At 71.1% G+C, this 23951-nt stretch carries 21 protein-coding genes, 1 tRNA gene and 1 other RNA gene; 16 read left to right on the top strand and 7 right to left on the bottom strand.

Annotated features, from left to right (window positions below):
- Window positions 1–12: 12 nt before the first annotated feature.
- Window positions 13–720 carry a helix-turn-helix domain-containing protein gene (locus tag ACIO9K_RS04715; protein ID WP_400327101.1) on the top strand — a complete coding sequence of 236 codons (708 nt, stop codon included), beginning with the start codon at window positions 13–15 and terminating at the stop codon, window positions 718–720.
- A gap of 1 nt (window position 721) precedes the next feature.
- Here the strand turns inward: ACIO9K_RS04715 and ACIO9K_RS04710 are convergent, their stop codons facing one another.
- Window positions 722–1138 (bottom strand): VOC family protein, encoded by a 417-nt coding sequence (locus ACIO9K_RS04710; protein ID WP_400327099.1) that lies wholly within the window; start codon window positions 1136–1138, stop codon window positions 722–724.
- A 164-nt stretch (window positions 1139–1302) separates the two neighbouring features.
- On the opposite strand from ACIO9K_RS04710, the gene ACIO9K_RS04705 reads away from it, so the two are divergent.
- Window positions 1303–2262, top strand: a complete 960-nt coding sequence (locus tag ACIO9K_RS04705) for an aldo/keto reductase (RefSeq protein ID WP_400327097.1) — start codon at window positions 1303–1305, stop codon at window positions 2260–2262.
- 94 nt (window positions 2263–2356) lie between these two features.
- Here the strand turns inward: ACIO9K_RS04705 and ACIO9K_RS04700 are convergent, their stop codons facing one another.
- Window positions 2357–2848 (bottom strand): hypothetical protein, encoded by a 492-nt coding sequence (locus ACIO9K_RS04700; protein WP_363579742.1) that lies wholly within the window; start codon window positions 2846–2848, stop codon window positions 2357–2359.
- A 508-nt stretch (window positions 2849–3356) separates the two neighbouring features.
- Here ACIO9K_RS04700 and ACIO9K_RS04695 point away from each other — a divergent pair.
- The 4 genes from ACIO9K_RS04695 (at window position 3357) to ACIO9K_RS04680 (ending at window position 8888) form a co-directional block, all read left to right on the top strand.
- Window positions 3357–4595, top strand: coding sequence for a helix-turn-helix transcriptional regulator (locus tag ACIO9K_RS04695; RefSeq protein ID WP_400327095.1), 1239 nt, complete (start codon window positions 3357–3359; stop codon window positions 4593–4595).
- 116 nt (window positions 4596–4711) lie between these two features.
- On the top strand, window positions 4712–5503 hold the full coding sequence (locus ACIO9K_RS04690) for a toll/interleukin-1 receptor domain-containing protein (protein WP_363627828.1): 792 nt from the start codon (window positions 4712–4714) through the stop codon (window positions 5501–5503).
- Complete coding sequence (locus ACIO9K_RS04685; protein WP_363627827.1) at window positions 5500–7464, top strand: hypothetical protein; 1965 nt, start codon at window positions 5500–5502, stop codon at window positions 7462–7464. Before ACIO9K_RS04690 ends, ACIO9K_RS04685 begins: the two co-directional genes overlap by 4 nt.
- Entirely contained in the window at window positions 7461–8888 is a 1428-nt protein-coding gene (locus tag ACIO9K_RS04680; protein ID WP_400327092.1) for a hypothetical protein, read from the top strand. Before ACIO9K_RS04685 ends, ACIO9K_RS04680 begins: the two co-directional genes overlap by 4 nt.
- A 258-nt stretch (window positions 8889–9146) precedes the next feature.
- On the opposite strand, the gene ACIO9K_RS04675 is transcribed toward ACIO9K_RS04680, so the two are convergent.
- The 3 genes from ACIO9K_RS04675 to ACIO9K_RS04665 all read right to left on the bottom strand — a co-directional run bounded on the left by ACIO9K_RS04675 (window position 9147) and on the right by ACIO9K_RS04665 (window position 10989).
- Entirely contained in the window at window positions 9147–9743 is a 597-nt protein-coding gene (locus ACIO9K_RS04675; RefSeq protein WP_400327090.1) for a restriction endonuclease, read from the bottom strand.
- Between the two features lie 748 nt (window positions 9744–10491).
- Window positions 10492–10824 (bottom strand): hypothetical protein, encoded by a 333-nt coding sequence (locus ACIO9K_RS04670; protein WP_363627824.1) that lies wholly within the window; start codon window positions 10822–10824, stop codon window positions 10492–10494.
- An 80-nt stretch (window positions 10825–10904) separates the two neighbouring features.
- Window positions 10905–10989, bottom strand: a tRNA-Ser gene (locus tag ACIO9K_RS04665).
- 110 nt (window positions 10990–11099) lie between these two features.
- Between ACIO9K_RS04665 and ffs the strand changes: the two genes are divergently transcribed.
- The 10 genes from ffs (at window position 11100) to ACIO9K_RS04615 (ending at window position 21336) form a co-directional block, all read left to right on the top strand.
- An RNA gene (gene ffs / locus ACIO9K_RS04660) (signal recognition particle sRNA small type) lies at window positions 11100–11190 on the top strand.
- Window positions 11191–11281: 91 nt separating this feature from the next.
- Window positions 11282–13495 (top strand): DNA polymerase III subunit gamma and tau, encoded by a 2214-nt coding sequence (locus ACIO9K_RS04655; RefSeq protein ID WP_400327087.1) that lies wholly within the window; start codon window positions 11282–11284, stop codon window positions 13493–13495.
- Between the two features lie 121 nt (window positions 13496–13616).
- The gene (locus ACIO9K_RS04650) at window positions 13617–13955 is read left to right on the top strand and encodes a YbaB/EbfC family nucleoid-associated protein (RefSeq protein WP_063348649.1); all 339 of its coding nucleotides are present in this window, start codon (window positions 13617–13619) and stop codon (window positions 13953–13955) included.
- A 181-nt stretch (window positions 13956–14136) separates the two neighbouring features.
- The gene (gene recR, locus ACIO9K_RS04645) at window positions 14137–14736 is read left to right on the top strand and encodes a recombination mediator RecR (RefSeq protein ID WP_350876365.1); all 600 of its coding nucleotides are present in this window, start codon (window positions 14137–14139) and stop codon (window positions 14734–14736) included.
- The gene (locus ACIO9K_RS04640; protein ID WP_363579724.1) at window positions 14729–15478 is read left to right on the top strand and encodes a DUF5063 domain-containing protein; all 750 of its coding nucleotides are present in this window, start codon (window positions 14729–14731) and stop codon (window positions 15476–15478) included. Before recR ends, ACIO9K_RS04640 begins: the two co-directional genes overlap by 8 nt.
- A gap of 424 nt (window positions 15479–15902) precedes the next feature.
- Window positions 15903–17183 carry an aspartate kinase gene (locus tag ACIO9K_RS04635; RefSeq protein ID WP_063348651.1) on the top strand — a complete coding sequence of 427 codons (1281 nt, stop codon included), beginning with the start codon at window positions 15903–15905 and terminating at the stop codon, window positions 17181–17183.
- Window positions 17180–18259, top strand: coding sequence for an aspartate-semialdehyde dehydrogenase (locus tag ACIO9K_RS04630; RefSeq protein ID WP_363579723.1), 1080 nt, complete (start codon window positions 17180–17182; stop codon window positions 18257–18259). The genes ACIO9K_RS04635 and ACIO9K_RS04630 overlap by 4 nt, the downstream gene beginning before the upstream one ends.
- Window positions 18260–18662: 403 nt before the next feature.
- Window positions 18663–19208, top strand: a complete 546-nt coding sequence (locus ACIO9K_RS04625) for a SigE family RNA polymerase sigma factor (protein WP_363579722.1) — start codon at window positions 18663–18665, stop codon at window positions 19206–19208.
- Complete coding sequence (locus ACIO9K_RS04620) at window positions 19201–20388, top strand: hypothetical protein (protein WP_363623024.1); 1188 nt, start codon at window positions 19201–19203, stop codon at window positions 20386–20388. The genes ACIO9K_RS04625 and ACIO9K_RS04620 overlap by 8 nt, the downstream gene beginning before the upstream one ends.
- A 156-nt stretch (window positions 20389–20544) precedes the next feature.
- The gene (locus tag ACIO9K_RS04615; protein ID WP_363579720.1) at window positions 20545–21336 is read left to right on the top strand and encodes an SURF1 family protein; all 792 of its coding nucleotides are present in this window, start codon (window positions 20545–20547) and stop codon (window positions 21334–21336) included.
- 67 nt (window positions 21337–21403) lie between these two features.
- Here ACIO9K_RS04615 and ACIO9K_RS04610 read toward each other — a convergent pair whose 3' ends face one another.
- Both ACIO9K_RS04610 and ACIO9K_RS04605 read right to left on the bottom strand, forming a co-directional pair.
- Window positions 21404–21946: a hypothetical protein gene (locus ACIO9K_RS04610; protein WP_400327082.1), complete on the bottom strand. Its 543-nt coding sequence runs from the start codon at window positions 21944–21946 to the stop codon at window positions 21404–21406.
- Window positions 21943–23895, bottom strand: a complete 1953-nt coding sequence (locus ACIO9K_RS04605) for a S9 family peptidase (protein WP_400327080.1) — start codon at window positions 23893–23895, stop codon at window positions 21943–21945. The genes ACIO9K_RS04610 and ACIO9K_RS04605 overlap by 4 nt, the downstream gene beginning before the upstream one ends.
- Window positions 23896–23951 lie beyond the last annotated feature (56 nt).

Here is a 23951-nt window from a genome sequence, read left to right as displayed (position 1 = left end):
AGCCTGGGCCCCATGTCCCCCGAGTACGCGGAGCGGGCGTCGAAGCTGCCGGGAGCGGTCGTGTGGAAGCGCCGGGCCGTCGGGAGCACGGGCGGCGGCGCGGCCGGACTCGTCCTGCCCGACGGCTGCATGGACCTGCTCTGGACCGAGGGCCGGCTCTTCGTCGCCGGGCCGGACACCCGCGCCTTCCAACTCGGACCGGGGCTGCGCGGCCCGTGGGCGGGCGTCCGCCTCCCGCCCGGCGCCGCCCCCGCCCTGCTGGGCGTGCCCGCGTACGAACTGCGCGACCGGCGGGTCGACCTGGCCGACCTCCGGCCCGGCGCCGAGGTGCGCCGCCGTACCGGACGCATCGACGCGGCGCCCGACCCGGCCGTGGCCCTGGAGGAGTTGGCGCTGCGCCTGGCGGCCGACGCGCGGCCGGTGGACCCGCTCGTCCGGGCGGCCGCCGATGCCCTGGCGGCCGGCCGCTCGGTCGCGGCGACCGCCGAGGCGGTCGGCCTCGGCGCGCGGCAACTGCACCGCCGCTCACTGACCGCCTTCGGTTACGGCCCCAAGACCCTGGCCCGGATCCTCCGCTTGCAGCGCGCCATCGCGCTGGCCCGCTCCGGCGTGCCCCTCGCCGAGACGGCGGCCCGGACGGGCTACGCCGACCAGGCCCATCTGGCGCGTGACGTACGGGAGTTGGCGGGAGTGTCGGCGACCGTCCTGCTGCCCCGTTGACTCAGGCCGCGGCGTCCGGCAGCGGCGCGAAGAGGTCGACGCCGTTGCCGTCCGGGTCGTGCATCACGGCGTACCGCTGGCCCCAGAAGGCGTCCCACGGCTTCAGCTCGCCGTGGTACCCGGCGCCGACCAGGTCCTCGTAGACCGCGTCCACCTGGGCGGGGTCGGCGCACCGGAACGCCAGTGCCGTCCGGCCGCCGCCCGCCGGCGGACGCCAGTCCGGGTGGAACGAGCGGATGGTGGAGTCGGGGTCGAGGGCCAGGCGCAGCCCGCCCGGCAGCACGGCCTCGACGTGCGGCTCCTGCTCGGCCCCGTCGGGGAACGCGAGTCCGAGCCGCCGGTAGAAGGCGATCGAGGCGGCCAGGTCCGAGACGGCGAGGCCCACGACGGCGAACTGCGGTGCTGGTGTGCTGTTCATGCCCGTCACGGTAGGCGGCGCCCGGACGCCCGTCTTGAACGAATCGGACGGTCTCCCGGCCGGTCTGCACACTGGCCGAGTCGGGCACGGCCGGGGTAATGATTCCGGTGACCCGATCCCGGCACGCACCACCGTTGCCGACGACCCCCTGGGAGGGATGACTGATGCTGTACCGCAGTCTCGGAGTTGACGGACCGAAGGCCAGTGCGCTGTGCCTCGGCGCCATGACCTTCGGCACCACCGTGGACGAGCAGACCGCGACGGCGATCCTGGACCGGTTCACCGAGGCCGGCGGGACCTTCGTCGACACCTCGAACAACTACGCCTTCTGGGCCCCCGGCGGGACGGGGTACGAGAGCGAGGAACTGCTCGGCCGCTGGATCGCCCGCCGGCGCAACCGCGACGAACTGGTGCTCGCCACCAAGGCGGGAGCCCGCCCGGTGCCCGAACTCCCCTTCCCCGCGCACATGGAGGGGCTGTCCGCCGCCGCGCTGCGCAACGCGGCCGAGGGCAGCCTGCGCCGGCTCGGCACCGACCGCGTGGACGTCTACTACGCCCACGTGACGGACCCGTCCACCCCGGTCGAGGAGACCCTCGGCGCCTTCGCCGAGCTGGTGGCCGACGGAAAGGCCGGCCGGCTCGGCTGCAGCAACCACAGCGCCGCGGACCTGGCCGCCGCCAACGAGATCGCCGAGCAGCGGAGTTGGCCGGGCTACCGGTGCGTCCAGCAGCGCCACAGCTACCTCCGGCCGCGGCCGGACGCGGACTTCGGCATCCAGAAGCACGCCGACGAGGAGCTGCTGTCGTACGTCGCGCGGCGGCCGGAGCTGCTGCTGCTGGCGTACTCCCCGCTGCTCGGCGGCGCGTACTGCCGGCCCGACCGGCCGCTGTCCGAGAAGTACCGGTGGCCGGTGGTGCAGGCCCAGCTGGCCGCCCTGGCCGAGGTGGCGAAGGAGACCGGGGCCACCGTCAACCAGGTGGTGCTCGCCTGGCTGCTGGGCCACCCGGTGCCGACGATCCCGGTCGTGGGCGCCAGCTCCGTCGCCCAGCTGGACGAGAGCCTGGCCGCCCTGGACCTGGTGCTCGACGAGGACCAGCGCCGGCGGCTGGACACCGCGGCCTGACCGCGGCGTCCGCCTCGAACCGGCTGCGCGCCGTCACTCCTGCGGCCGTCACTCCTGCGGCCGTCAGCCCTGCGGCCGTCAGCCCTGCGCGCCGTCAGCCCTGGGCGCGGACCGCCCGCCACCGGTTGGCGGTGGTCTCGCTCACCGTGTAGAAGAACTCCGACTTGAACTCGGCCCCGTCACTCAGCGCCTCCACCCAGCTCATCGGCCAGTTCCGCCGGCCGTAGTGCTTGTGCACGACCCGGGTGAACGCGGACAGCACGCCGCGCAGCCGCTTCCGGTCCACGTCGAGCAGCTCGACCAGGGACGTGTAACTCACCCGCTCGCCGGGCTGCTTCGCCAGGATGTCGAGCACCCCGGTCACCGCCTGCACCGAGTCCAGCGGATCGGCCGTCAGCCGGCGCAGATCCTGCACGGTCCACTCGACGAACGGCCACTCGCCGTCCTCCTGCGGACCCCCCTCGGCCGGCGCCGCCACCGCGGGCCCGGCAGCGGCGCCCGAAAGCTCCGCGAGGAACGCGTACACCTGCGTGACGTACTGAGCCGGCACCGGCACCGAGATGAACTGCTGGTTGTCCTGCGTCATGTTTCTTCCCCTCCGACGTGTCGCCCGTCTGGCGGCAGGACAGATACTTGCACGTCATGTCTCCACGTGTCCAGGCACTAACCTGGACTAGGTTGGTGATGAGTTGCTATTAATTCCATCTTCTCGCGCTCGCCGCCTGTCGGCAGTCGAGAGGAGGCGGCGCGAGGTGTCGCCTCGGTGCACGGGTCGAGGATGGCGATTCGGCCCGAGCGTGCCCGAGTCCGGTGTTCGTGGCCTGCGGGGCAGGCGCGAATCTGTCCGCCATTGCTCGGCGACTGCCGGAGGTGCGTGGCGGTGGTCGGCGGCGTGGTCCTCGACTTCCGACTCTCGCGGTCCGTCTCCGAGCCGGTCAGTGCATGCAGCGACGATCGGAAGAGGCAACGGACAACTCGGCCGGATCGCCCCTTGGTGGGCATGGCGCGTGCCAAAATCTTTTTCGGAGCGGCGGGGCGCTCCGACCACTCACCGGGATTGCTCAGTTTCAGACATCACCATGGAGGTGCTTGGCATGGCCATGCCCTTAGGATTCGGCTGGGAACTGCGCCGACTGCGAGGCGAGGCCGGATTCACCCTTGGGGATCTTGCCCAAGAGGTCAACTACAGCAGGAGCCACCTCAGCCGAATCGAACGCGGCGAGAAACGACCTTCCATGGACTTGGCCCGACGCTGCGACACGTTGTTCGGAGCAGGCGGGCGCTTGCAGAGGTTGGTCGGTCGTTACCCGTCCAAGCGCGTTGAACGGATGCGCAGGGCAGGCAAGTCGATGGCACGCCGCAGCACGCTCACGGTTGGAGCGGCATCACTGATCGGCTTCGGTTCGGTGGACGGTGAACGGGTAGACCGACCAGAAGGCGTGTCACTCACCGGGCCGTTTCTAGCGCAGCTTGACCAGATGCGACAGCTAGGCCAGGTTACCGAGCCGACCGCTCTTCTCGACCTGCTCGAGGCCCAAACCCGCACTGTTACCAAGCTCGCTGTTACGAGCGGCTCGCGCGACGGAGCGCGGCTCTTTGTGCTTGCCGCCCACTTCGCCGACTTCACGGGTTGGATGGCGCAGGAGGCCGGCGACAACGAGTCGGCCCTCGGCTGGACCGCCAGCGCCGTCGAACTCGCGCAGGCAGGGGGTGATCGTGACCTGGCCTTCTACGCTCTCGTCCGGCGTGCGCTCGTCACCTTCTACGACGCTGATGCCGAGCAGACCATCGCCCTCGCGAGCCGGGCGCAGGAGAGCCGACTGCCATTCCGGATCCGGGGGCTGGCTGCCCAGCGCGAGGCGCAGGGACATGCCCTGATCGGGGACGAGCACTCTTGCATGCGGAGTCTTGACCGGGCTCGGCACCTGCTCGACTCGGCCTCAGGCAGGACCGGCACCGGACCGGTAATCGGCACCTCCCATTTGACGGATCCGGCGGCCATGGTGACCGGCTGGTGCTTGTTCGATCTAGGACGTCCCCGGGAGGCCGCTGAGGTCTTCGATCGGGAGTGCCTGGGCATTGCGCCACAGGCACTTCGCACCCGGGCCAGGTACGGCCTGCGACGGGCGCTGGCACACGCTGCGGCCGGCGAAATCGAGCACTCCTGTGAAATCGCGGGTGAACTGCTCGACATGGTCATCGCCGTGCGCTCCGCCACGGTGACCGCGGACCTTCGGCGGCTGGCCAGGGAGTTGGCGCGATTTCGCACCAACCGATCCGTGCGTGATCTCCAACCCGCCCTGGCCAGGGCACTGCACACCATTCAAGCCTGACAGCACATCAAACGGTTCGGCCGCTGCAGCGGGGACTCGTGCCTGCGTAACCGGCAGGTCGGCGCGGCCGTTCCGTTGCTGGACCCAAAGACGTACCTCCGGGGAGGAGATCCGCCATGCCTGACATCTTTATCAACTACCGTACCGGAGACGAGGAAGGCACCGCCACGTTGCTCGAACGGGAGCTCTCCCGGCGCTTCGGCAGCGATCGGGTATTCCGGGCCAGTAAGTCGATCGAAGCAGGTCAGAAATTTCCGCAGGCACTGATCACCGCCGTTCGACGCAGTAGCGTTCTGTTGCCCGTAATCGGTCTGCGCTGGATGGAAGCGTCGAGCGCAGACGGAAGCCGGGCGCTTGACAACCCTGAGGACTGGACTCGCAGGGAGATCATCGAGGCGTTCGAGTCCGGTGCTCTGATCGTCCCTGTCTTGGTTGATCGCGCGCCTCGCTTGAAGCGCGCGGACCTGCCCCTCGTGCTGTCCGGATTGGCGGACCATCAGTACAGGCGACTGGACCTGCGAAATGCGGAAGCTGACCTCACCCGCATCGGGAACGACTTGGCCGCCCTCGTTCCGCAGCTGGCCGCTGCCGACCGCCTGGGCGTCGGCCACGATCAGCGGCGGTTGGATGACACGGATGATGGCGAGATCCGATCGGCGGGTATCCAGATCCGTGCCCGCGAGATCCGCAGCAGGCAGCGTGGCGGTATCGGCAATCTGACCGGGGGCTTCTCTGGAACCTTTGTCAGTGAACCGAGCGGTCCGGTGCACACGGGCAGCGGACACCAGTACACGGCCCCGCGGTTCTCCGGCGACGGGATGGGTGTCAACTACATCGCCGGCAAGCACTCCGGCACCGTCCGTACCAACATCGACAACAGTCGCTGCCCTGAGGACGGAGACAGGTGAGCGAAGGGGCCTACAGCTGGGTCAACGACTCACAGGGACCGCTCCACAGCGGAAGCGGACCGCAGTACAACTTCTGGCACACTACCGCGACGTCCGATCGACTGGTCAGAACGGGCACCAATCCGCTGGTGATCGCTCACCAGCACCGGTTGCGACTCAGCCGCTGGTTCGTGCCGCCGGATCGCTACGGCACCGCCGTGGAGAGGCTGGCCACCCCCGGTTCCGTTGTCCTCTTGGACGGCCCGGAAGGCAGCGGTCGCCGTGCCGCCGCCACCATGCTGTTGCACCAACTCGACCTGCCAGCGGGGAGGTTCGAAGAACTGTCGGTGGAACGCGAGGAAAGCGGCCTGGATATCGCACCGGACGACCGGTTCCTTCTCGACCTGTCCAGTACGCCCGACGACGCCTACCTGGGCGCTCAGCGCGTTCTGACCTCTTACCGGGCGGTTGTTGAACAGAACGCCGCACGCATGGTCGTCGTTCTGCCAGCCGGTCTCGGCTATCTGCTGGATGCCGAGTTCGCGCCGCTCGTCGTGCATGTAGGACGACCTCACGGGCCTGCGGTGCTCAGCCGCTACCTCCGAGTGGGCGGCATCGACTTCGTGCCTGAACATTTGAGCGTACCGGAGCTGAAACACCTGCTTCACGAGTCACCTATGCGTGAGCTGGCCAGGTTCGCGGAGATGGTGTGCCGTGCGCGGGACAGTGGCGCCTACGGCTCCGACTTCTCTGCCTGGCGGGACGAGGCGGTTGCCGTAGTCACCAATTGGACGGGCGAGGTGGCCAGGCAGGTGAGTGCCCACCGCACGGTGAAGGAGCGGGCGTTGCTACTCACCGCGGCCATGCTCAACGGTGCCACCGCTGACGCTGTCTTCCACAGTGCAGCCAGCCTACTGGCCGAGCTGCGGCACAACGGTGATGAGACACCCCGACTGGCTCAGGCCGACTTGGGCGAGCAGCTGACGTCGTTGCATATTCGGCGCGACCACGACGGCCGGGTCCGCTTCGAGCGGCTCGCATACGATGGCGCTGTACGAAACCACTTCTGGGTCAACTTCCCGGACCTGCGACAAAACCTGCGGGACTGGGTCGGCCGGTCAGTCGCGTTGCCGGAACTTACGGGCGACGACCGGACGAACCTGGTTGTGCGTTTCGCAGAGCAGTCACTCGCTGCGGGACGACCTGGCGACCTCTCCACTCTGGCTGAACTCTGGACACGATCCGGTACCTCCAGACGGTGGAACGCTGAGGCGGCGGCCCTCCTTGAGCAGGGACTCAATCACGAACGGTACGGCGCCAGGATCCGTTCGAAGATCTACGACTGGGCGGTCGGGCCAAGGCTCTCTCCAGATCTTCTACGCGTGCTGACTGGCCTGTGCCGCCACGTCATCGGCGCCAGTCACCCCGATCAGGCAGTAGTGCGGCTCCATCACTTGGCGTTGCGGTCCGGCGGTGAGGAGATCGATGTCGCTCGGGCGGAACTCCTGGAGCTGGCCAGGGCGGACCGGCGCCTCTACGAGCAACTGATCGACCGGTTGCTCGCCCGGTCAGGTACGTCGCCGACTCCCAACCTGACGCTGCTTCTCGCACTCCTCAAGCCGGCCGGGATCCTGTTCCCACCGCCGTGGCAGGCCCTTCGTGCCAGCTGGCAGGCAGTGCTGGCCTTGCCCACTGACAGCTGGGCGCCCACAGCACACCAGTGGTTGACCGCGGCAGACGGCGCGCGCGGATGGCGGAATGCATTGGACGTTGTGCTTCAGGCCGCCGAGGGCCGCCAGTCCGTTCTGAACCACCTCTACCTGATCACTCGCGACTGGGCCGTGGCAGAGACTTCGGCTCCGAATGGGTCCTCGGACTCTCGGAAGGCGACCGCCTACCGGTTTTGGCAGAAGATCGACTTCGCTCAGGGCATTGAGACCCTTGATAGTCGTCCTGGCGTACCAGAGAGGGAGCCTCGATGAATTACCGAAACAAGGCCCTACCCGTCTTCCTCGTCTTCGTCTGTGCATCGGTTCCTGCTCTGGTCGGTCGGCTGTTCAACTGGCCGGCCTGGGTGGGCATCTTTCTTGCGCTGACCATGGCAGCTGGCCTGGGTTTGTTGGTGGTGCGTCAGAGTCCACGCCATTCACCCGTGGCAGAGCCGCTGTCGGAGCCGTTGTACATCAGGCCAAATCCTCCCGCAGAGCCGCTTCAAGAAACCCACGTGGATGGTCTGACCCTTCCGAGTGCGCTACCTGACTACGACTTCGTGTTCTCTGCCACTGTGCGTTGGCGGCCGACGCGAAGTCATCCGGACCTCCCACACGCCAGCCTGGGAAACCTTGCCGTGTCGGCGGTACTGAAGCGGGCGCAGCTCATCACCAGTCAGGAACACCCCTACCACTGGGACGCCGCCCGATACCGGTTGGTCGGATCGCTGGGTGCTGAGGCCGCCGATGCGTCGGGGCTCTTCACCGCACTGGCGACCAATGCCACGTTGACCCTGAACCAGTCTGACCGTGACCGGCTGGAGAAGTTGGCCAGGCTTCGCAAGACGGAGGACGCCTGGGAACAACACCAGCAGTACGAGCGAAACAGGCGGTCCTATATCGGCGAGGAGGTGCTGAAGAGCCCCGGTAGTGCGGTGGTGTGGTGGCTGACGCGTCACGAGGATGAAGTGGAGAAGGCAGTGGAAATGATCGGGCCTCTCGCCCAGTTGTCCGCCGCTGCGAATGACACCGAGGTGCCTGAACCGTTTCGACGTTTGGTGGCCGGTTTTCCCACCTGCGAGTCGACACCTGCGCCGGGCATCCCAGGGTATGGATCGGGTGGTCCGGAGTGCTCGGCTGAGGAGCGCGATGGAGAGACGATCCCCGTCGATTCCGTTGCTCCGTCACTGGTGGATCCGGACTCGACCGTGGTCGAACGCGTGCGCGAACTGCTGGAGGAGCTCGGGTTGGAGGAGGGATCTGTCGAGCGGGAGGTGCTTGTGCACCGGATCGCACGCTCAACGGACGCCTCCGGCCGAGTCGTGGCGGCCGAACGGATCCGACAGCACTTGTCGGGTCGGTGGGCCGGTGAGACGTGGCTCGAAGAAGAGGCATCGGCTGCGACACACCCCGCTCGCGACAAGCCCGAACAGCCGAAGACGGACTCTCGACTCGCGGACTCCGGGGGAACCGGCCCGGATCCGCGAGTTGGGTACCAAGATCGGCCGCACCTCGATGACCGCGTCGGCCAGGCATCAGACGCAGACCGAATTGGGGGGCCGAACATCGCGGACGACTACCACGACACGACCAGCGTGATCTGGGGTACCTCGTCGCGGCGTGGAGCGACCAACGAATCCAGGCCGTCACCAGATTCCGGGAGTTCCGTTGGAGAGGATCCGTTGGCGCGTGGCTGAAACAGCGCGATTTAACGTGGCCCCGGCCGGTCGACGTTGGCAGGGGGCGGGATTCGAATTCGTGAGGAGCTGCCCCAGCCGCGCCTTCCCAATGTTCGTCTGGGCGTTGTCGGCGAACGTGGGCGCCCTGATCTGTTGGAGACGACTTACTGGACGTGTTCCGAACCTCGCCGGAACGGGGGTGAAGACAGCCAGGACTGGAACCACGGCGGGTCGTCCCTGCACAGCTCGGAGCTCATGTTCAGTAGGCCCGCGGGTTCATACACGGGGGACCTGACGGATCCCCTCTGGTAGCCAGAGACCTGCGCCAGGGGTCCGCATCTGGGCAAGCCAGTCGATCAGTGTGTCCTGGTTCGCTTCGTCTACGGGGTAGCTCCGCGCGTCCACCGTGGAGCGAGCGCCTGGCGACCAGGCGGAGGTGGTAGCCACCATTCCCCGGCGAGCCCCTTCAAAGATCACGTCTGCAGCCAACGCCTTGACGACCACGCGTTCGATCTTTTGGCGGGTTCGCTTGCACTGCACCAGTAGGACCGCTGGTGCATCCGCTGGTGCGTCAGGATCCCATGCGCGGACGTCCACGCCCTCGTCGGCGCGGCCGGGGCCAAGGCCTACCTTCAGGCCTTCACGGCGCAGCTTCTCTGCAACGAGTCCCTCGAACTGTCGCCAGTGCATGCAAGCCAACTCTTTGGTGTTGGCGTCGAGGTAGTCGATGAACCGCTGATCGATGAACACGCCCAGGGGCAGGGGCAGCGATTCCGAGTCGAAGAGATCGCGAAGGTCGACCCGGGAGCTGTGTTCCGTCCGCCGGACCCGGATCCAGAGGTTGGATGTGAGACGCGCATTGACGGTTCCCATGAGCCGCAGAGTCACTGCCACTCCGTCCGCCCCCCCACCGCCGGGATACCTCTTCGAGGAGCGGGGCCGGATCCAGCGCGTCTCCCTGATCGTTCAGAGGTAGTTCCGGAAGGCCGTTCATGACGAACTTGAGCGCTTCGTCAAGATCGCCGAGATCCGCGAACTCCTTCAGGAGAGGAGCGATCGCCAGGGGCGAGTCCCGGACGTCGGCGGCATCCGGGTCGCCGAACGCGGTGAGGAGCGTGTGGCCGAGGTACTCCATGGCTTCGGACTGGTAGCGGTAGGTGACTTCGAGGTCATCCGGCCATAGCTCCAGCGCACCATGCGTCCTCACCGCCTGCGCGAGCTGTTCTGCGGAGACGGTCAGTCCGAGCTTGAAGCCGACGAATTCGCTCATATACTCGATGACTTCCTGCCCTTTGACCCACACGCTGCCCGTATCGCCCATCTTCGTGACCGGAGCCGCTGAGATCTCGGATCCTAGGCGGATCCGGAGGCTCCCAAGACCCGATCCGGCGGTGGACCAGCCACACGGATAGTCACGCGGCTCCTGGGTCGAAACAGGAAGCGTGCGCGGCACAGCCGTTCGCCTTCAGCGCGATGAAAGGCCCGGAACAGGTGGGGAACGGCGAGCTTCCGCGGCCCGCAACGGTTGTCGCCGGGCTCAGGTCGAGGAACCTGGTTGGGGTGGCGGAAGGACGCGAAGTGGCCGGCGCCCCGGATGAGTGCGAAGTCTTGACCGGGGCGGTCACGTCGAAGAGGCGCTTGGCCGGGCGGGCTGGGTGAGCACGTCGCCGTCGCCCTGGAAGATGAAGAACGGGAGGTGGAACGTGATGCCCTCGGCCCGTTCGTCGATGGTCACGGCTTCGAGCGCAAGCGGCTCGGAGTCGGCGCCCATCAGCAGTAGCTCGACTTCGACGAGGAGCACAGCCAGGAGTGGGCCCGCCTCAGCGGTGCACTGCTCGACCGGCATGCCGACCGCTTTCCCACCCTGATCCGCGCCATCGCCGCTGGCGCTTTCGTCCCCGAGACCGTCGACCCGCTGGAGTTCGGCCTCGACCGCATCTTCGACGGCGTCCAAGCCCTCATCGACAGCGCCTAGCGAGGCCGGGCAGAACGACGAAGGCCCGGACCGTCGGAACGGTCCGGGCCTTCTGCCGGCGGAGGATACGAGATTCGAACTCGTGAGGGGTTGCCCCCAACACGCTTTCCAAGCGTGCGCCCTAGGCCTCTAGGCGAATCCTCCGTGGGAGAGCTTAGTACATGTTCGGGGGTGGTCGCGACCAGCGATCCCGTAGGCGGGAGGGTGGGGTTGCCTGTGGATCGTCGGGGCTCGGATCCGGTAGTGTGGGGGTCAGCCCCTCGTGTGGCGTTATCTCTCTGAACCCCCCCAGGGCCGGAAGGCAGCAAGGGTAAGAGGGCTCTGGCGGGTGCACGGGGGGTCTTTGCGTTCCCGGGCGGTCGCCGGGGGGCGGTGGGGGACGGCGGCGAGGCGAGGGGCGACGCGTTTGTCGGCGCGTCCCGATATCGTCGGGGGTGTGTCCCTAGCCCTGTACCGCCGCTACCGCCCCGAGACCTTCGCGGAGGTCATCGGGCAGGAGCACGTGACCGCTCCGCTCCAGCAGGCCCTGCGTAACAACAGGGTCAACCACGCGTACCTGTTCAGCGGGCCGCGCGGCTGCGGGAAGACGACGAGTGCGCGCATCCTGGCCCGCTGTCTGAACTGTGAACAGGGGCCGACGCCGACGCCCTGCGGGGAGTGCCAGTCCTGTCGCGACCTCGCGACCGGCGGGCCCGGCTCGATCGACGTGATCGAGATCGACGCGGCCTCGCACGGTGGTGTGGACGACGCGCGCGAGCTGCGGGAGCGGGCGTTCTTCGCGCCGGTCCACAGTCGCTACAAGATCTTCATCCTGGACGAGGCGCACATGGTGACCTCGGCCGGGTTCAACGCGCTGCTCAAGGTGGTCGAGGAGCCTCCGGAGCACCTCAAGTTCATCTTCGCGACCACGGAGCCGGAGAAGGTGATCGGGACGATCCGGTCCCGGACGCACCACTACCCGTTCCGGCTGGTCCCGCCGGGCACGCTGCGCGACTACCTGGCGGAGGTCTGCGGCCGGGAGGGCATCCAGGTCGAGGACTCGGTGTTCCCGCTGGTGGTCCGGGCCGGGGCCGGGTCGGTGCGTGACTCGATGTCGGTCATGGACCAGTTGCTGGCCGGCGCCGCCGAGGGCGGCGTGACGTACCAGATGGCGACCTCGCTGCTCGGGTACACCGACTCGGCGCTGCTGGACGAGGTGGTGGACGCCTTCGCCGCGCACGACGGGGCGACGGTGTTCCAGGTGATCGACCGGGTGGTCGAGGGCGGGCACGACCCGCGCCGCTTCGTCGCCGACCTGCTGGAGCGGCTGCGCGACCTGGTGATCCTGGCCACCGTGCCGGAGGCGGGGGAGAAGGGGCTGATCGACGCCCCGGCGGACCGGGTCGCGATCATGCAGGCGCAGGCGGACGCGTTCGGCTCGGCGGAGCTGAGCCGGGCGGCGGACATCGTCAACACCGGGTTGACCGAGATGCGCGGCAACGCGGCGCCGAGGTTGCAGCTGGAGCTGATCTGCGCCCGGGTGATGCTGCCGGGCGCGTACAGCGACGAGCTGTCCTTGCAGGCGCGGCTGGACAAGCTGGAGCGCCGGGCGGCGGCCGGCGGGTTCGCCGCGCCGATGGCGGTGGGGGTGCCGGTGGCGGCGCCCATGGCCGCGCCCGTTCCGGCGCCGGCGCCGGTGACGGAGGCCGCCCCGGTGCAGGCCGCGCCGGTCGCGACGGCCCCTGCGGCGGCTCCGGTACCGATTGCGCCAGTCGCACCGGCAGCACCGGCAGCACCGGCAGCCCCCGCGGCGCCCGCCGGGCCCGCGCCGGGTGCCTGGCCGATCCCGCGCAGCTTCCCGCCGGCGGGCGGGGCCCCGGCCGCGGCCCCCTCGCCGCAGCCGCCGGCCCAGGCCGCCGAGGCCGTCGAGGCCCCGGTGTCCGCCCCCGCCCCCGCCCCCGCCCCTGCCCCTGCCCCCGCGGCGCCCGCGCCCGCCCCGGCCGGGCAGCCCGCCGAGCCGGCGTCGGCCGCCGCGCAACAGGGCGCGGCGCAGGTCCGGCAGCTGTGGCCGCAGATTCTGGAGGCGGTGAAGAACCGCCGCCGCTTCACCTGGATCCTGCTCAGCCAGAACGGCCAGGTGGCCGGGTTCGACGGCAGCGTGCTCCAGGTGTCCTTCATCAACGCGGGCGCCCGGGACAGCTTCGTCGGCAGCAACAGCGATGACGTGCTGCGCCAGGCGCTGACCGACGCGCTGGGTGTGGACTGGCGGATCGAGTGCATCGTCGACCCGTCCGGGGGCGGTTCCCTCGGCGGCGGTACGGCCATCGGCGGCGGTGGCCTGGGCGGTGCCGCCCCGAGCGGTGGCGGCTGGGGGGCCCCGGCCCGTCCGGCGGCCGCCGCGCCGCCGGTGCCGGCTCCGGCTCCGGTGCCCGCGCCGGTCCGGTCGCAGCCGTCCCCGCAGGTGCAGGCCGCCCCGGCGCCCGCGCCGGTCCAGGCCCCGCCGCCGGTGGCCGCGCCGCCGGCCCGTCCGGTGCGCGCGGTGGCGCCGGAGGACGACATCCCGGAGGAGGACGACCCGGACCTCAACGAGGAGGCGTTCTCCGGTCAGGAGCTGATCATCCGGGAGCTGGGCGCGACGGTTCTGGAGGAGATCCACCACCGCGGCAACTGAGCGACGGTCCGCCCCGGCAGCACGTAGGCTCGGCCGTGACGACGCGAGCGGGACTGCAAGCGGACGTGACCGCAGGCAGGACGGCGACGCAGGACAGCAAGCACGAAGCGAGGAGTGAGCCGTGTTCCCCGGTGGTGGCCAGCCCAACATGCAGCAGCTGCTGAAGCAGGCGCAGAAGATGCAGCAGGATCTCGCGCAGGCGCAGCAGGAGCTGGCGGAGACGAAGGTGAGCGGTTCGGCGGGCGGTGGCCTGGTCGAGGCCACGGTGACCGGTGCCGGTGAGCTGGTGGCGCTGACCATCGCCCCGGCGGCCGTCGACCCGGAGGACACCGAGACCCTGGCCGACCTGGTCCTGGCGGCCGTGCGGGACGCCAACCAGTCGGCGCAGAAGATGCAGGCCGAGCGCATGGGCCCGCTGACCCAGGGCCTGGGCGGGGGCATCCCCGGTCTGCCGTTCTGACCTGGGGGAGCTCCCGGACGGGGGCTCCGAGCAGGCAGGTCTGAGGTCCTGAAGTTCTGAAGTTCAGACAACGGACCCATGTGATTTATGTGGGAGTCGGGCGTCGGGCGGTGTGTCCGGCGCCCGATTCGTTGGATGATGGCACCGGAGCACCACCGACCATCCGAGGGAAGGCGCGACGTTGTACGAGGGCGTGGTTCAGGACCTGATCGACGAACTGGGCAGGCTGCCCGGCGTCGGGCCCAAGAGCGCCCAGCGGATCGCCTTCCACATCCTGCAGTCCGACCCGACCGACGTGCGCCGCCTCGCGCACGCGCTGCTGGAGGTCAAGGACAAGGTCCGGTTCTGCGCGGTCTGCGGCAACGTCGCGGAGGCCGAACAGTGCCGGGTCTGCCTGGACCCGCGCCGCGACCTCGGCGTCATCTGCGTGGTCGAGGAGTCCAAGGACGTCGTCGCCATCGAGCGCACCCGCGAGTTCCGCGGCCGCTACCACGTGCTGGGCGGCGCGATCAGCCCCATCGAGGGCGTCGGCCCGGACGACCTGCGGATCCGCGAGCTGCTGGCGCGCCTCGCGGACGGCACGGTCACCGAGCTGATCCTGGCCACCGACCCCAACCTGGAGGGGGAGGCGACCGCCACCTATCTGGCCCGGCTCTGCAAGCCGATGGGCCTGAAGGTGACCCGGCTGGCGAGCGGCCTGCCCGTCGGCGGGGATCTGGAGTACGCGGACGAGGTCACCCTCGGTCGCGCCTTCGAAGGGAGACGACTTCTCGATGTCTGACCGGACGCTCGACCAGCAGCCCCACACGCCCCACCAGCCGTCCCACGGGCAGGCCCACCAGCCGGCCCCCGGACAGCCGCACGGGGAGCCGCAGAGCCACACCCCGCACATCCATGCGCACGGTTCGGAGCCGGACGACTTCGCCGTGCAGATCGCCGACTCGGTGGAGAGCTTCGTGCTCGCCGTCACCGAGGTCGCCAAGGGCGACGAGCCGGGCAGCGCGGTCTCGCTGCTGCTCCTGGAGGTCTCGCAGGTGCTGCTGGCCGGTGGCCGGCTGGGCGCCATCGAGGACGTCGTCCCGGAGGACCGCTTCGAGCCCGACGCGGGGCCGGAGCCGGACGGCGAGCAGCTGCGCGAGCGACTGGCCGAGCTGCTCGCGCCGATCGACGTCTACCACGAGGTCTTCGACCCGTACGGCCCGCCGGAGAAGCCGAACGCCTTCCGGATCTCGGACGACCTGGCCGGCGTGGTCGGCGAGCTGCAGCACGGGCTGACCCACTACCGCGAGGGCCGGGTCAGCGAGGCGCTGTGGTGGTGGCAGTTCTCGTACCTCTCCAACTGGGGCACGACCTGCACGGCGGTGCTGCGGGCGCTGCAGTCACTGATCGCGCACGTCCGGCTGGACAGTCCGATCGGTGCGGTGCCGGACGGCGCCGACACCGACGACGACGGGCTCACCGACGAGCAGCTGGAGCAGCAGGCCGGCGACCTGATGGCGGCGGAGCTGGGCCTCGGGCGGTAGCGCCGCCCTCCGCTGCCCGTGTCATTCCGGCACGTCCGCGCGATTCCGGCACGCCCGAACGTCGCCCCCGGCGCGCGCCGGTTTTCGGTGCGCCCCCGGCGGTCGTCTGTCCGGCATCTGCCGGGCATCGGCCGGTCGTCGGCTGATTGTGACGAATGCCTCAGCATTCCGCGCGGAAAAGAAATCCCGCCGGATCGCCGTCCGTTGATCCGCCGATTCTTCGGGGCGGTGGCGAATTGCCCGCAGACCTGCCGGTGGTGCCGCCCGTTTCGCCGACCACCTGCTGAAACGGGCGTCTCATCATATGGAAAGCGCCGGTTGTGGCACCCCTGCTCGGTAGACTGGCGCCGACCGCACAGCCCCTTTTCCCCGGGGGTGCGGGGGCCTGGTGCCCCCGGAAGACGACACAAGTCGAGGAGCGCACGTGGGCCTTGTCGTGCAGAAGTACGGCGGCTCATCCGTTGCGGATGCCGAAGGCATCAAGCGCGTTGCCCGCCGAATCGTTGACGCCAAGAAGGCCGGCCATGAGGTCGTCGTCGTGGTGTCCGCAATGGGCGACACGACGGACGAGCTCATCGAACTCGCGGAGCAGGTGTCACCGCTTCCTGCCGGCCGTGAGTTCGACATGCTGCTGACCGCTGGAGAGCGCATCTCCATGGCGCTGCTGGCCATGGCGATCAAATCGCTGGGGCACGAGGCGCAGTCCTTCACGGGCAGCCAGGCCGGCGTCATCACCGACTCCGTCCACAACAAGGCGCGCATCATCGACGTGACGCCTGGTCGCATCCGCACCGCCCTGGACGAGGGCAACATCGCGATCGTGGCCGGCTTCCAGGGCGTGTCGCAGACCAGCAAGGACATCACCACGCTGGGCCGCGGCGGCTCGGACACCACCGCCGTCGCCCTCGCCGCCGCGCTCAAGGCCGAGGTCTGCGAGATCTACACCGACGTGGACGGCGTGTTCACCGCCGACCCGCGCGTGGTGGCGAAGGCCCGCAAGATCGACTGGATCGCGTACGAGGACATGCTGGAGCTGGCGTCGTCCGGCTCCAAGGTGCTGCTCGACCGCTGCGTGGAGTACGCCCGGCGCTACAACATCCCGATTCACGTACGCTCGTCCTTCTCGGGTCTTCCCGGGACGATCGTCAGCAACGAGAACCCGCACAAGCCCGAAGGGGGCGAGATGGAGCAGGCCATCATCTCCGGAGTCGCCCACGACACGTCCGAGGCCAAGGTCACGGTCGTCGGCGTGCCCGACAAGCCGGGCGAGGCGGCCCGCATCTTCCGCGCCATCGCGGACGCCGAGGTCAACATCGACATGGTGGTGCAGAACGTCTCCGCCGCGTCGACCGGGCTGACCGACATCTCCTTCACCCTGCCCAAGGCGGAGGGCCAGAAGGCCATCGACGCGCTCGGCCGGGTCAAGGAGGGCATCGGCTACGAGTCGCTGCGCTACGACGACGCGATCGGCAAGATCTCCCTGGTCGGCGCGGGCATGCGCTCCAACCCGGGTGTCACGGCGGCCTTCTTCGAGGCGCTGTCCGCCGCGGGCGTCAACATCGAGCTGATCTCCACCTCGGAGATCCGCATCTCGGTCGTCACCCGCGCCGAGGACGTGCCGGAGGCCGTCCGCGCCGTGCACAGCGCCTTCGGACTGGACAGCGAGACGGACGAGGCCGTCGTCTACGGAGGCACCGGGCGATGACCCGGCGGCCGAACCTCGCCGTCGTCGGCGCCACCGGCGCGGTCGGCGAGGTGCTGCTCGGCCTGCTCTCCCTGCGCCAGGACGTCTGGGGCGAGATCCGACTCGTCGCCTCCCCGCGTTCGGCCGGCCGCAAGCCGGTCGTGCGCGGGGTGCCGGTCGAGGTCGTCCCGCTGGCCGAGGAGGCCTTCGAGGGGATCGACGTCGCCGTGTTCGCCGTCCCCGACGAGGTCTCCGCCCAGTGGGCGCCGATCGCGGCCGCCAAGGGCGTCGTGGTGGTCGACGACTCCGCCGCCTTCCGCACCGCCGAGGACGTGCCGCTGGTCGTCCCCGAGGTCAACGCGGCCGCGCTGCGGCTGCGCGCCCGCGGCATCGTCGCCAGCCCCGCCAGCACCACCCTCGCGATGATCGCGGCCGTCGGCGCCCTGCACGCCGAGTACGGGCTCGTTCAACTCGTCGTCGCCTCCTACCAGGCCGCCTCCGGTGAGGGCCGGATCGGCGAGGCGGCGCTGCGCGAGCAGACCGCCCTGGTGGCCGGCACCGAGGTCGGCCGGCAGGCCGGCGACCTGCGCGCGGTGATCGCCGACCACGGGCCGTTCGCCGCCCCGCTCGCGCTCAACGCGGTGCCCTGGACCGGCTCCCTGGTGGACGGCGGCTGGTCCTCCGAGGAGGTCGGCATCCGTGCCGAGGCCCGCAAGATCCTCGGCCTGCCCGCCCTCAAGGTCTCCGCGACCTGCGTCCGCATCCCGGTCGTCCGCACCCACGCGCTGGCCGTGCACGCGCTCTTCGAACGCGAGGTCACCCAGGAGCACGCGCAGCAGATCCTCCGCGACGCCCCCGGGGTCGTGCTGTACGACGATCCGGCGGCCGGCGAGTTCCCCACGCCGAACGACGTGGTCGGGACGGACCCGGTCTGGGTCGGACGGGTGCGCCGGGCCCTCGACGAGCCGGCCGCGCTCGACCTCTTCCTCTGCGGCGACAACCTGCGCAAGGGTGCGGCGCTCAACCTGCTGCAGATCGCGGAGCTGGTGGCGGGTGAGCTGACGGTGACGCAGGAAGGCGCGCCGGGAGCGGCGTAGGAGAAGGTGGGGGAAGAGGCCTGGCAGGAAGCCCGGGAGAGGCACGGGAAGAGGCCTGGGAGAGGCCTGGGAGAGGGCGCGGGAAGAGGCCTGGTAGGAGGCCCGGGAGATGGCCCGGGAAGGCCTGGAGCCGCCCGCTCCCGGGCCCGCGCGGCCCCCGATCCGGGGAGGACGTGTCCGCTCCTCGACACAATCTGTCCGGAATCCCGATGGAATCCCCTGGAGGCCTCTTCCGCCGATGCGGAAGAATGGCCCCCGGGCTGGGCAACCATGACAGGGGATCGAGTGTCCAACGGGCGTGGCGAACGTGATGGTGGGAGCAGGGGCGGGCATCCCGGCGAGAGCCGTGGTGGCCTTCCCCTCGCGCGCCCCGTGGCCGGCGAGTAGGCCGGAAGACGACCAGATGACCGCGGTCGCACCCGGTGCGGCGGGCTCCGGTGCCGGTACCGACGCGGGTACCAGCGAAGACCTGCTCACCGAGACCTACCAGGCCCACTACGGCTCCCTGCTGCGGCTCGCCGCGCTGCTCCTGGACGACCTCTCGACCTGCGAGGACGTCGTCCAGGAGGCGTTCATCCGGGTGCACGCCGCCCGGCGCCGGGTCCGCGAGCCCGAGAAGACCCTGGCCTACCTGCGGCAGACCGTCGTCAACCTGTCCCGCTCGACCCTGCGCCGACGGATCCTCGGCCTGCGCCTGCTGCCCAAGCCCATGCCTGACATGGCCAGTGCAGAAGAAGGCGCTTACGATGCGCTGGAGCGCGACCAGTTGAAGGCCGCGCTCCGTGGTCTGCAACGCCGTCAGCGGGAGGTTCTGGTGCTGCGTTACTTCGTGGACATGACGGAGGCGCAGGTCGCCGAGACCCTCGGCATCTCGCTCGGATCGGTGAAGGCCTACGGCTCGCGCGGACTCGCCGCCCTGCGCATCCAGATGGAGGCCGGGCATGGCTGACGGCGCCGGGCGGTGGCCCTCGGACGGTGAGGGCGACGGGCTCTCCGCCGAGGAACGAAGCGTCCGCGACCTGATGCGCGGCGCCGTCGCCGGCATCCAGCCCGAACCCGGCGGCCTGCCGCGGATCCGGTACGCCGTACCCCGCCGCCGGGCCGCCCGGCGCGGAGCCTGGACCGGCGCCGTCGCCCTCGCCCTCGCCGTCGCCGTCGCCCTGCCCGCCCTGCACGACGGTGAGCACCTGGGCCTGTCCGGCGGCCCCGGCTCGGCCGACGCCAGCAGCCCGGCCCCCGCCGCACCGACCGGCACCAGGGCCGGCGGTGCCCCCGGCACCGGCACGCCCTCGCGGCCCGGCCCCAGCGGCACCGGCGACACCGCGTCACCCTCCGGCACCCCCACCGCCTCACCCAGCCCCGGCGCCAGCACCACCCGCGCCGATGGCACCACCGCCCCGGCCGCCCCCGCCGCCAGTACCGGCGACAGCCCGATCACCCCGCTCTGCACCCGGGCCGACCTCGGCCAGGGCGGCGCACAGGTCGGCCCGGCCGACGCCGACGGCCGGATCCACGGCTCGTTCACCGTGTACAACGTCTCCGGCCGCAGCTGCCGGCTCGGCGGCCCCGGCGCCGTCGCCGTCACGGCGGTGAGCGGGACCGACCGCAGCCGCGTGCGCACCGCCGACCACGCCGCCGGCGACCCGGCCGGCGACCTGCCCGCGATGGACGCGGAGCCCCCCGTCCTCGCCCCGCAGGCCGGCTACCGGGTGTCGTTCGACTGGATCCCCGACCGGACCTGCCCCACCTCCGGCGGCAGCACCGCCACCACCGGGCCCACCAGCCAGGGCGGCGCCAACCAGGCCGCCGGGGCCTCCCAGGCACCCGCCGCCGCCACCGGTGCCGCCCCGGCGGCCTCGGACGCCTCGGCGGTCCCCAGCACCAACCCCCAGGCCAGCTCGTCCCCCAGCGCCGGGCCCACCAACGCCCCCAGCCCCACCGCCACCCCGACCGGCAACCCCACCACGGCGCCGGCCACCGCCACCATCGCCCACACCCCCGCCCCCGGCAGCCCTGCCGTTGCCACCGCGACCTTCCCCGTGGCCTGCGCCGGCACCCTGTACCGCGGCGGCGTCCAGGCGGTGGGCGCACCGGCGTCGCCGCCGTCGGACACGCCCCCGGCGGGCTGACGGGCTCCGCGGTCCGGCGGCGGTCCGGCGGCGGGCGGTCAGGGGAGGCGGTCGGGGCCGGGCGGGCAGGGTCGGACGGGCGACCAGCCGGTCCGGAGTGGCCGATGGCGGACCCCTGCGGCCGGGACGGGTGTGAGGAGTGGTTACCGTGGGGGTGTGTACCGGTTCCTCCTGACTCCGCGCTGGCTCGGCGGCACCGCGCTGGCCGTCGCGGCCGTGGCGGTGTGCGTCTGGCTGGGCTCCTGGCAGCTCGGCCGGTTCGAGGACCGGTTCTCGTCGCACCAGGAGACCAAGCAGACCGTCACCGCTTCGAGTGATGTGCGGCCGATCGACGACCTGCTCAACCAGGCCACCCCGCAGGTGACCACCGAGACCGTCGGCAAGCCCGTCACCGTGACCGGCAGCTACGACGCGGAGCACCAGCTCCTCGTCCCGAACCGGATGGTCGACGGCAAGCAGGGCTACTACGTGCTCACTCCGCTGCGCACCGCCGACGGCCGGTTCGCCGCCGTGGTCCGCGGCTGGGCGCCCGGTGCGCCCGCCGAGGGCGCGTCCGCGGCCGCGCCGCCGCCTCCCGGCCAGGTGACCGTCACCGGGCGGCTGCAGGCCGGTGAGTCCAGTGGCAGCAACGGCGCCGTGGCGGGCGGTCTGCCGGCCGGTCAGCTCGGCACGGTCAACCGGGCGGCGCTGCTCAACGCGCTCGCGTACGACGGCTGGTACGACGGCTGGGTCGCCGCCGACGCGGTGCCGGCCGGGCTGACCCCGGTGCCGACGGTCCAGCCGCAGGGCGGCGACGGGCTCACCCTGCGGGCGTTCCAGAACCTCGGCTACACCCTGGAGTGGTTCGTCTTCGGGGGCTTCGTCATCTTCATGTGGTTCCGCCTGGTGCGCCGCGAGGGGGAGGCGGAGCAGGACCGGGCCCTCGGACTGGACCCGGTCCTGGACTGACCTCCGCGGTTCGGCGCCCCTGCTCGGCCCACCCTTGCTCGGCCGGCCCCTGCTCGGCCGGCCCGCCTCAGCGGGTCGGCTTGCCGGGGACGGAGGGAGCGGACGGCAGGGCCGGGACGACCGGTGCGGTCGTCGGCTTACCGGGCGCCGTCGGGGAGGACGGCACCGGCGTCGGCGACTCGGTGAACGCCGGCTCGTCGTGGCACCGGCCGTGGCCGCCGCTCACGTCGTCGTTCGAGTCGTAGCGGTCGATGTGGTGGTGCACGGTGCGCCCGGTCTTCGTCCCCTTGGAGCCGGAGCCCTTCGACCCGGAGCCCTTCGAGCCGGACGAGCCCTTCGACCCGCTGGATCCCCTGGCGAGCTGGACCGCGTCCTCGCCCGCCGCAGGCGCGTACGCCGCCCGGGCGACGGCGGGTCCCGGCCCCGGCGCGTTCGGCCCCGCTGCGCTCGCGCGGGTCGCGGTGGCGGCCGGTGCGGTTGGCGCGGCCGTGGTCGGCGTGGGGCCGGCCGGGGGCGGGCAGGCGGCCTCGGCGCCGTGCCCGCCCGAGCAGCCGGTGAGCACCAGGGCCCCGGCCACCGCCACCCCCGCGAGCGTCAGCAGACGCCTCACACCGTCTCCCCGTCGCCGGCCTCGGTCCCGGCCTCGGTTCCGGCCACGGCCTCGGCCTCCGACGCCGCGGTGAGGTGCCGCCGGACGAAGTCGATCTCCAGCCGCAGCTGCTTGATCCGCTCCTCCACCACCAGCGACCCGTGCCCCGCGTCGTACCGGTAGACCTCGTGCGGCTTGCCCAGCTGCTCCAGCCGCTCGACGTAGTTCTCGATCTGCCGGATCGGGCAGCGCGGGTCGTTGACCCCGGCGCTGATGTAGACCGGCACCCGCACCTGCTCGACGTAGCTGAGCGGCGAGGAGGCGGTGAATCGCTCCGGGACCTCCTCCGGGGTGCCCCCGAAGAGGGTGCGGTCCAGCGACTTGAGCGCTTCCATCTCGTCGGCGTACGCGGCGTGGTAGTCCGCGACGGGCACGGCGGCGACGCCCAGCGTCCAGCTGTCCGGCTGGACGCCGATGCCCAGCAGGGTCAGGTAGCCGCCCCAGCTGCCGCCGGTGAGCACCAGCCGGCGCGGGTCGGCGAGGCCGCTCGCGACCGCCCACTCCCGGACGGCCGCGATGTCCTCCAGCTCGATCAGGCCGACCCGCTCGTGCAGGGCGTCGGTCCAGGCCTGGCCGTAGCCGGTGGAGCCGCGGTAGTTGACCCGGACCACCGCGAAGCCGTGGTCCAGCCAGGCGGCCGGGCCGGCGGCGAAGGAGTCGCTGTCGTGGTGGGTGGGGCCGCCGTGGATCTCGAACACGGTCGGGAAGGGCCCCTCGCCCGCCCCGGCCGGACGCTGCACCAGGGCGTGCACCCGCCCGCCGGGCCCGTCCACCCAGATGTCCTCGACCGGGACGGAGCCGGGCGGCACCGCGCCGGGCGCCCGCAGCACGACCGTCCCGGCGGTGGAGCGGACGGCGGAGGGCTCGGCGGCGGAGGACCACAGGTACTCGACGGTGCCGTCCGGGCGGGCGGTGGCGCCGCCGACGGTGCCGCGCGGGGTGTCCAGCCGGGTCAGCCGACCGTCGGCGAGCGTGTACGAGAACAGTTCGCTGCGCGCCTCGTACTCGTGCTCGACGAGCAGCGCCTCGGCGCCGGGGCACCACTGCGCGGAGACGTCGCCGGGCAGCTCGCGCCCCTGCTCGTCGCGCAGCGGCAGCGCGGTCTCGGCGCCGGTGGCGACGTCCCAGATCATCGGCTCCCAGCGGCCGGTGCGCTGGTGGGCCACCAGCAGCCGGGTGTCGCCGTCGACCGGGGCGAAGCCGAGGCAGGCGACGCCGCGCGGGTCGTCCCGGCCGGTCACCTCGTCGAGTTCGGCGACGGTTTCGACGGTTTCGGCGGGCTCGCCCGTCGTGCCGCTCGTGCTGCCCGTGCCGTCCGAGAGGCGGACGATCCGGATCGCGGAGTGCATCGCGTCGCCGTGCTCGGTGTGGTCGATGGCGAGCAGCGTGCCGTCGTAGCTGAGGTCGCCGACGCCGCCGTACTCCGCGTGCCGGTAGATCTCGACGGCCTCGGCCGCTCCGGGGCGGCGCAGGTGCAGGGTGGTGCCGTCCTCGTCGGTGGAACGTCCGACGACCACCGTGCCGTCGCGGCCGAGCGCCAGGCCGGCCGAGTAGGAGGGGGCGAGGCCGGGCACGGCCTCCTCGTCGGGGGTGCCGGCGCTGCGGTCCGCGGGCCCGCCGGCGAAGGGCTGGCGGCGCCAGACGCCGAACTCGTCCCCGTCGTGGTCGTCGAACCACCACACCCAGGCGCCGTCGGGGGACAGCTCGGCGTCGGTGGTGCCGTTCGGCCGGTCGGTGACCTGCCGGTGGGTGCCGGTGACCCGGTCCCAGGCGTAGACCTCGTAGGTGCCGGTCGCGTTGGACACGTACAGCGCCCGGTCGGGGGCGTCCTCGGCCCAGTCGGGGAGTGACACCCGTGCTGCCCTGAACCGCTGCTCCCACGCCGGTACGGCGCTCTTCTCCTCGCTCATCCGACCATCCAACCCGATCGGGGGGACAGAACGGAACGGGCGGGCGGCGGAACGGG

Origin of the sequence: Kitasatospora sp. NPDC087271 (genome assembly GCF_044744605.1) — a bacterium.
Classification (GTDB): domain Bacteria; phylum Actinomycetota; class Actinomycetes; order Streptomycetales; family Streptomycetaceae; genus Kitasatospora.
The sequence above is the reverse complement of the archived record's forward strand: the minus strand, read 5'-3'. Positions and strand labels throughout refer to the sequence as shown.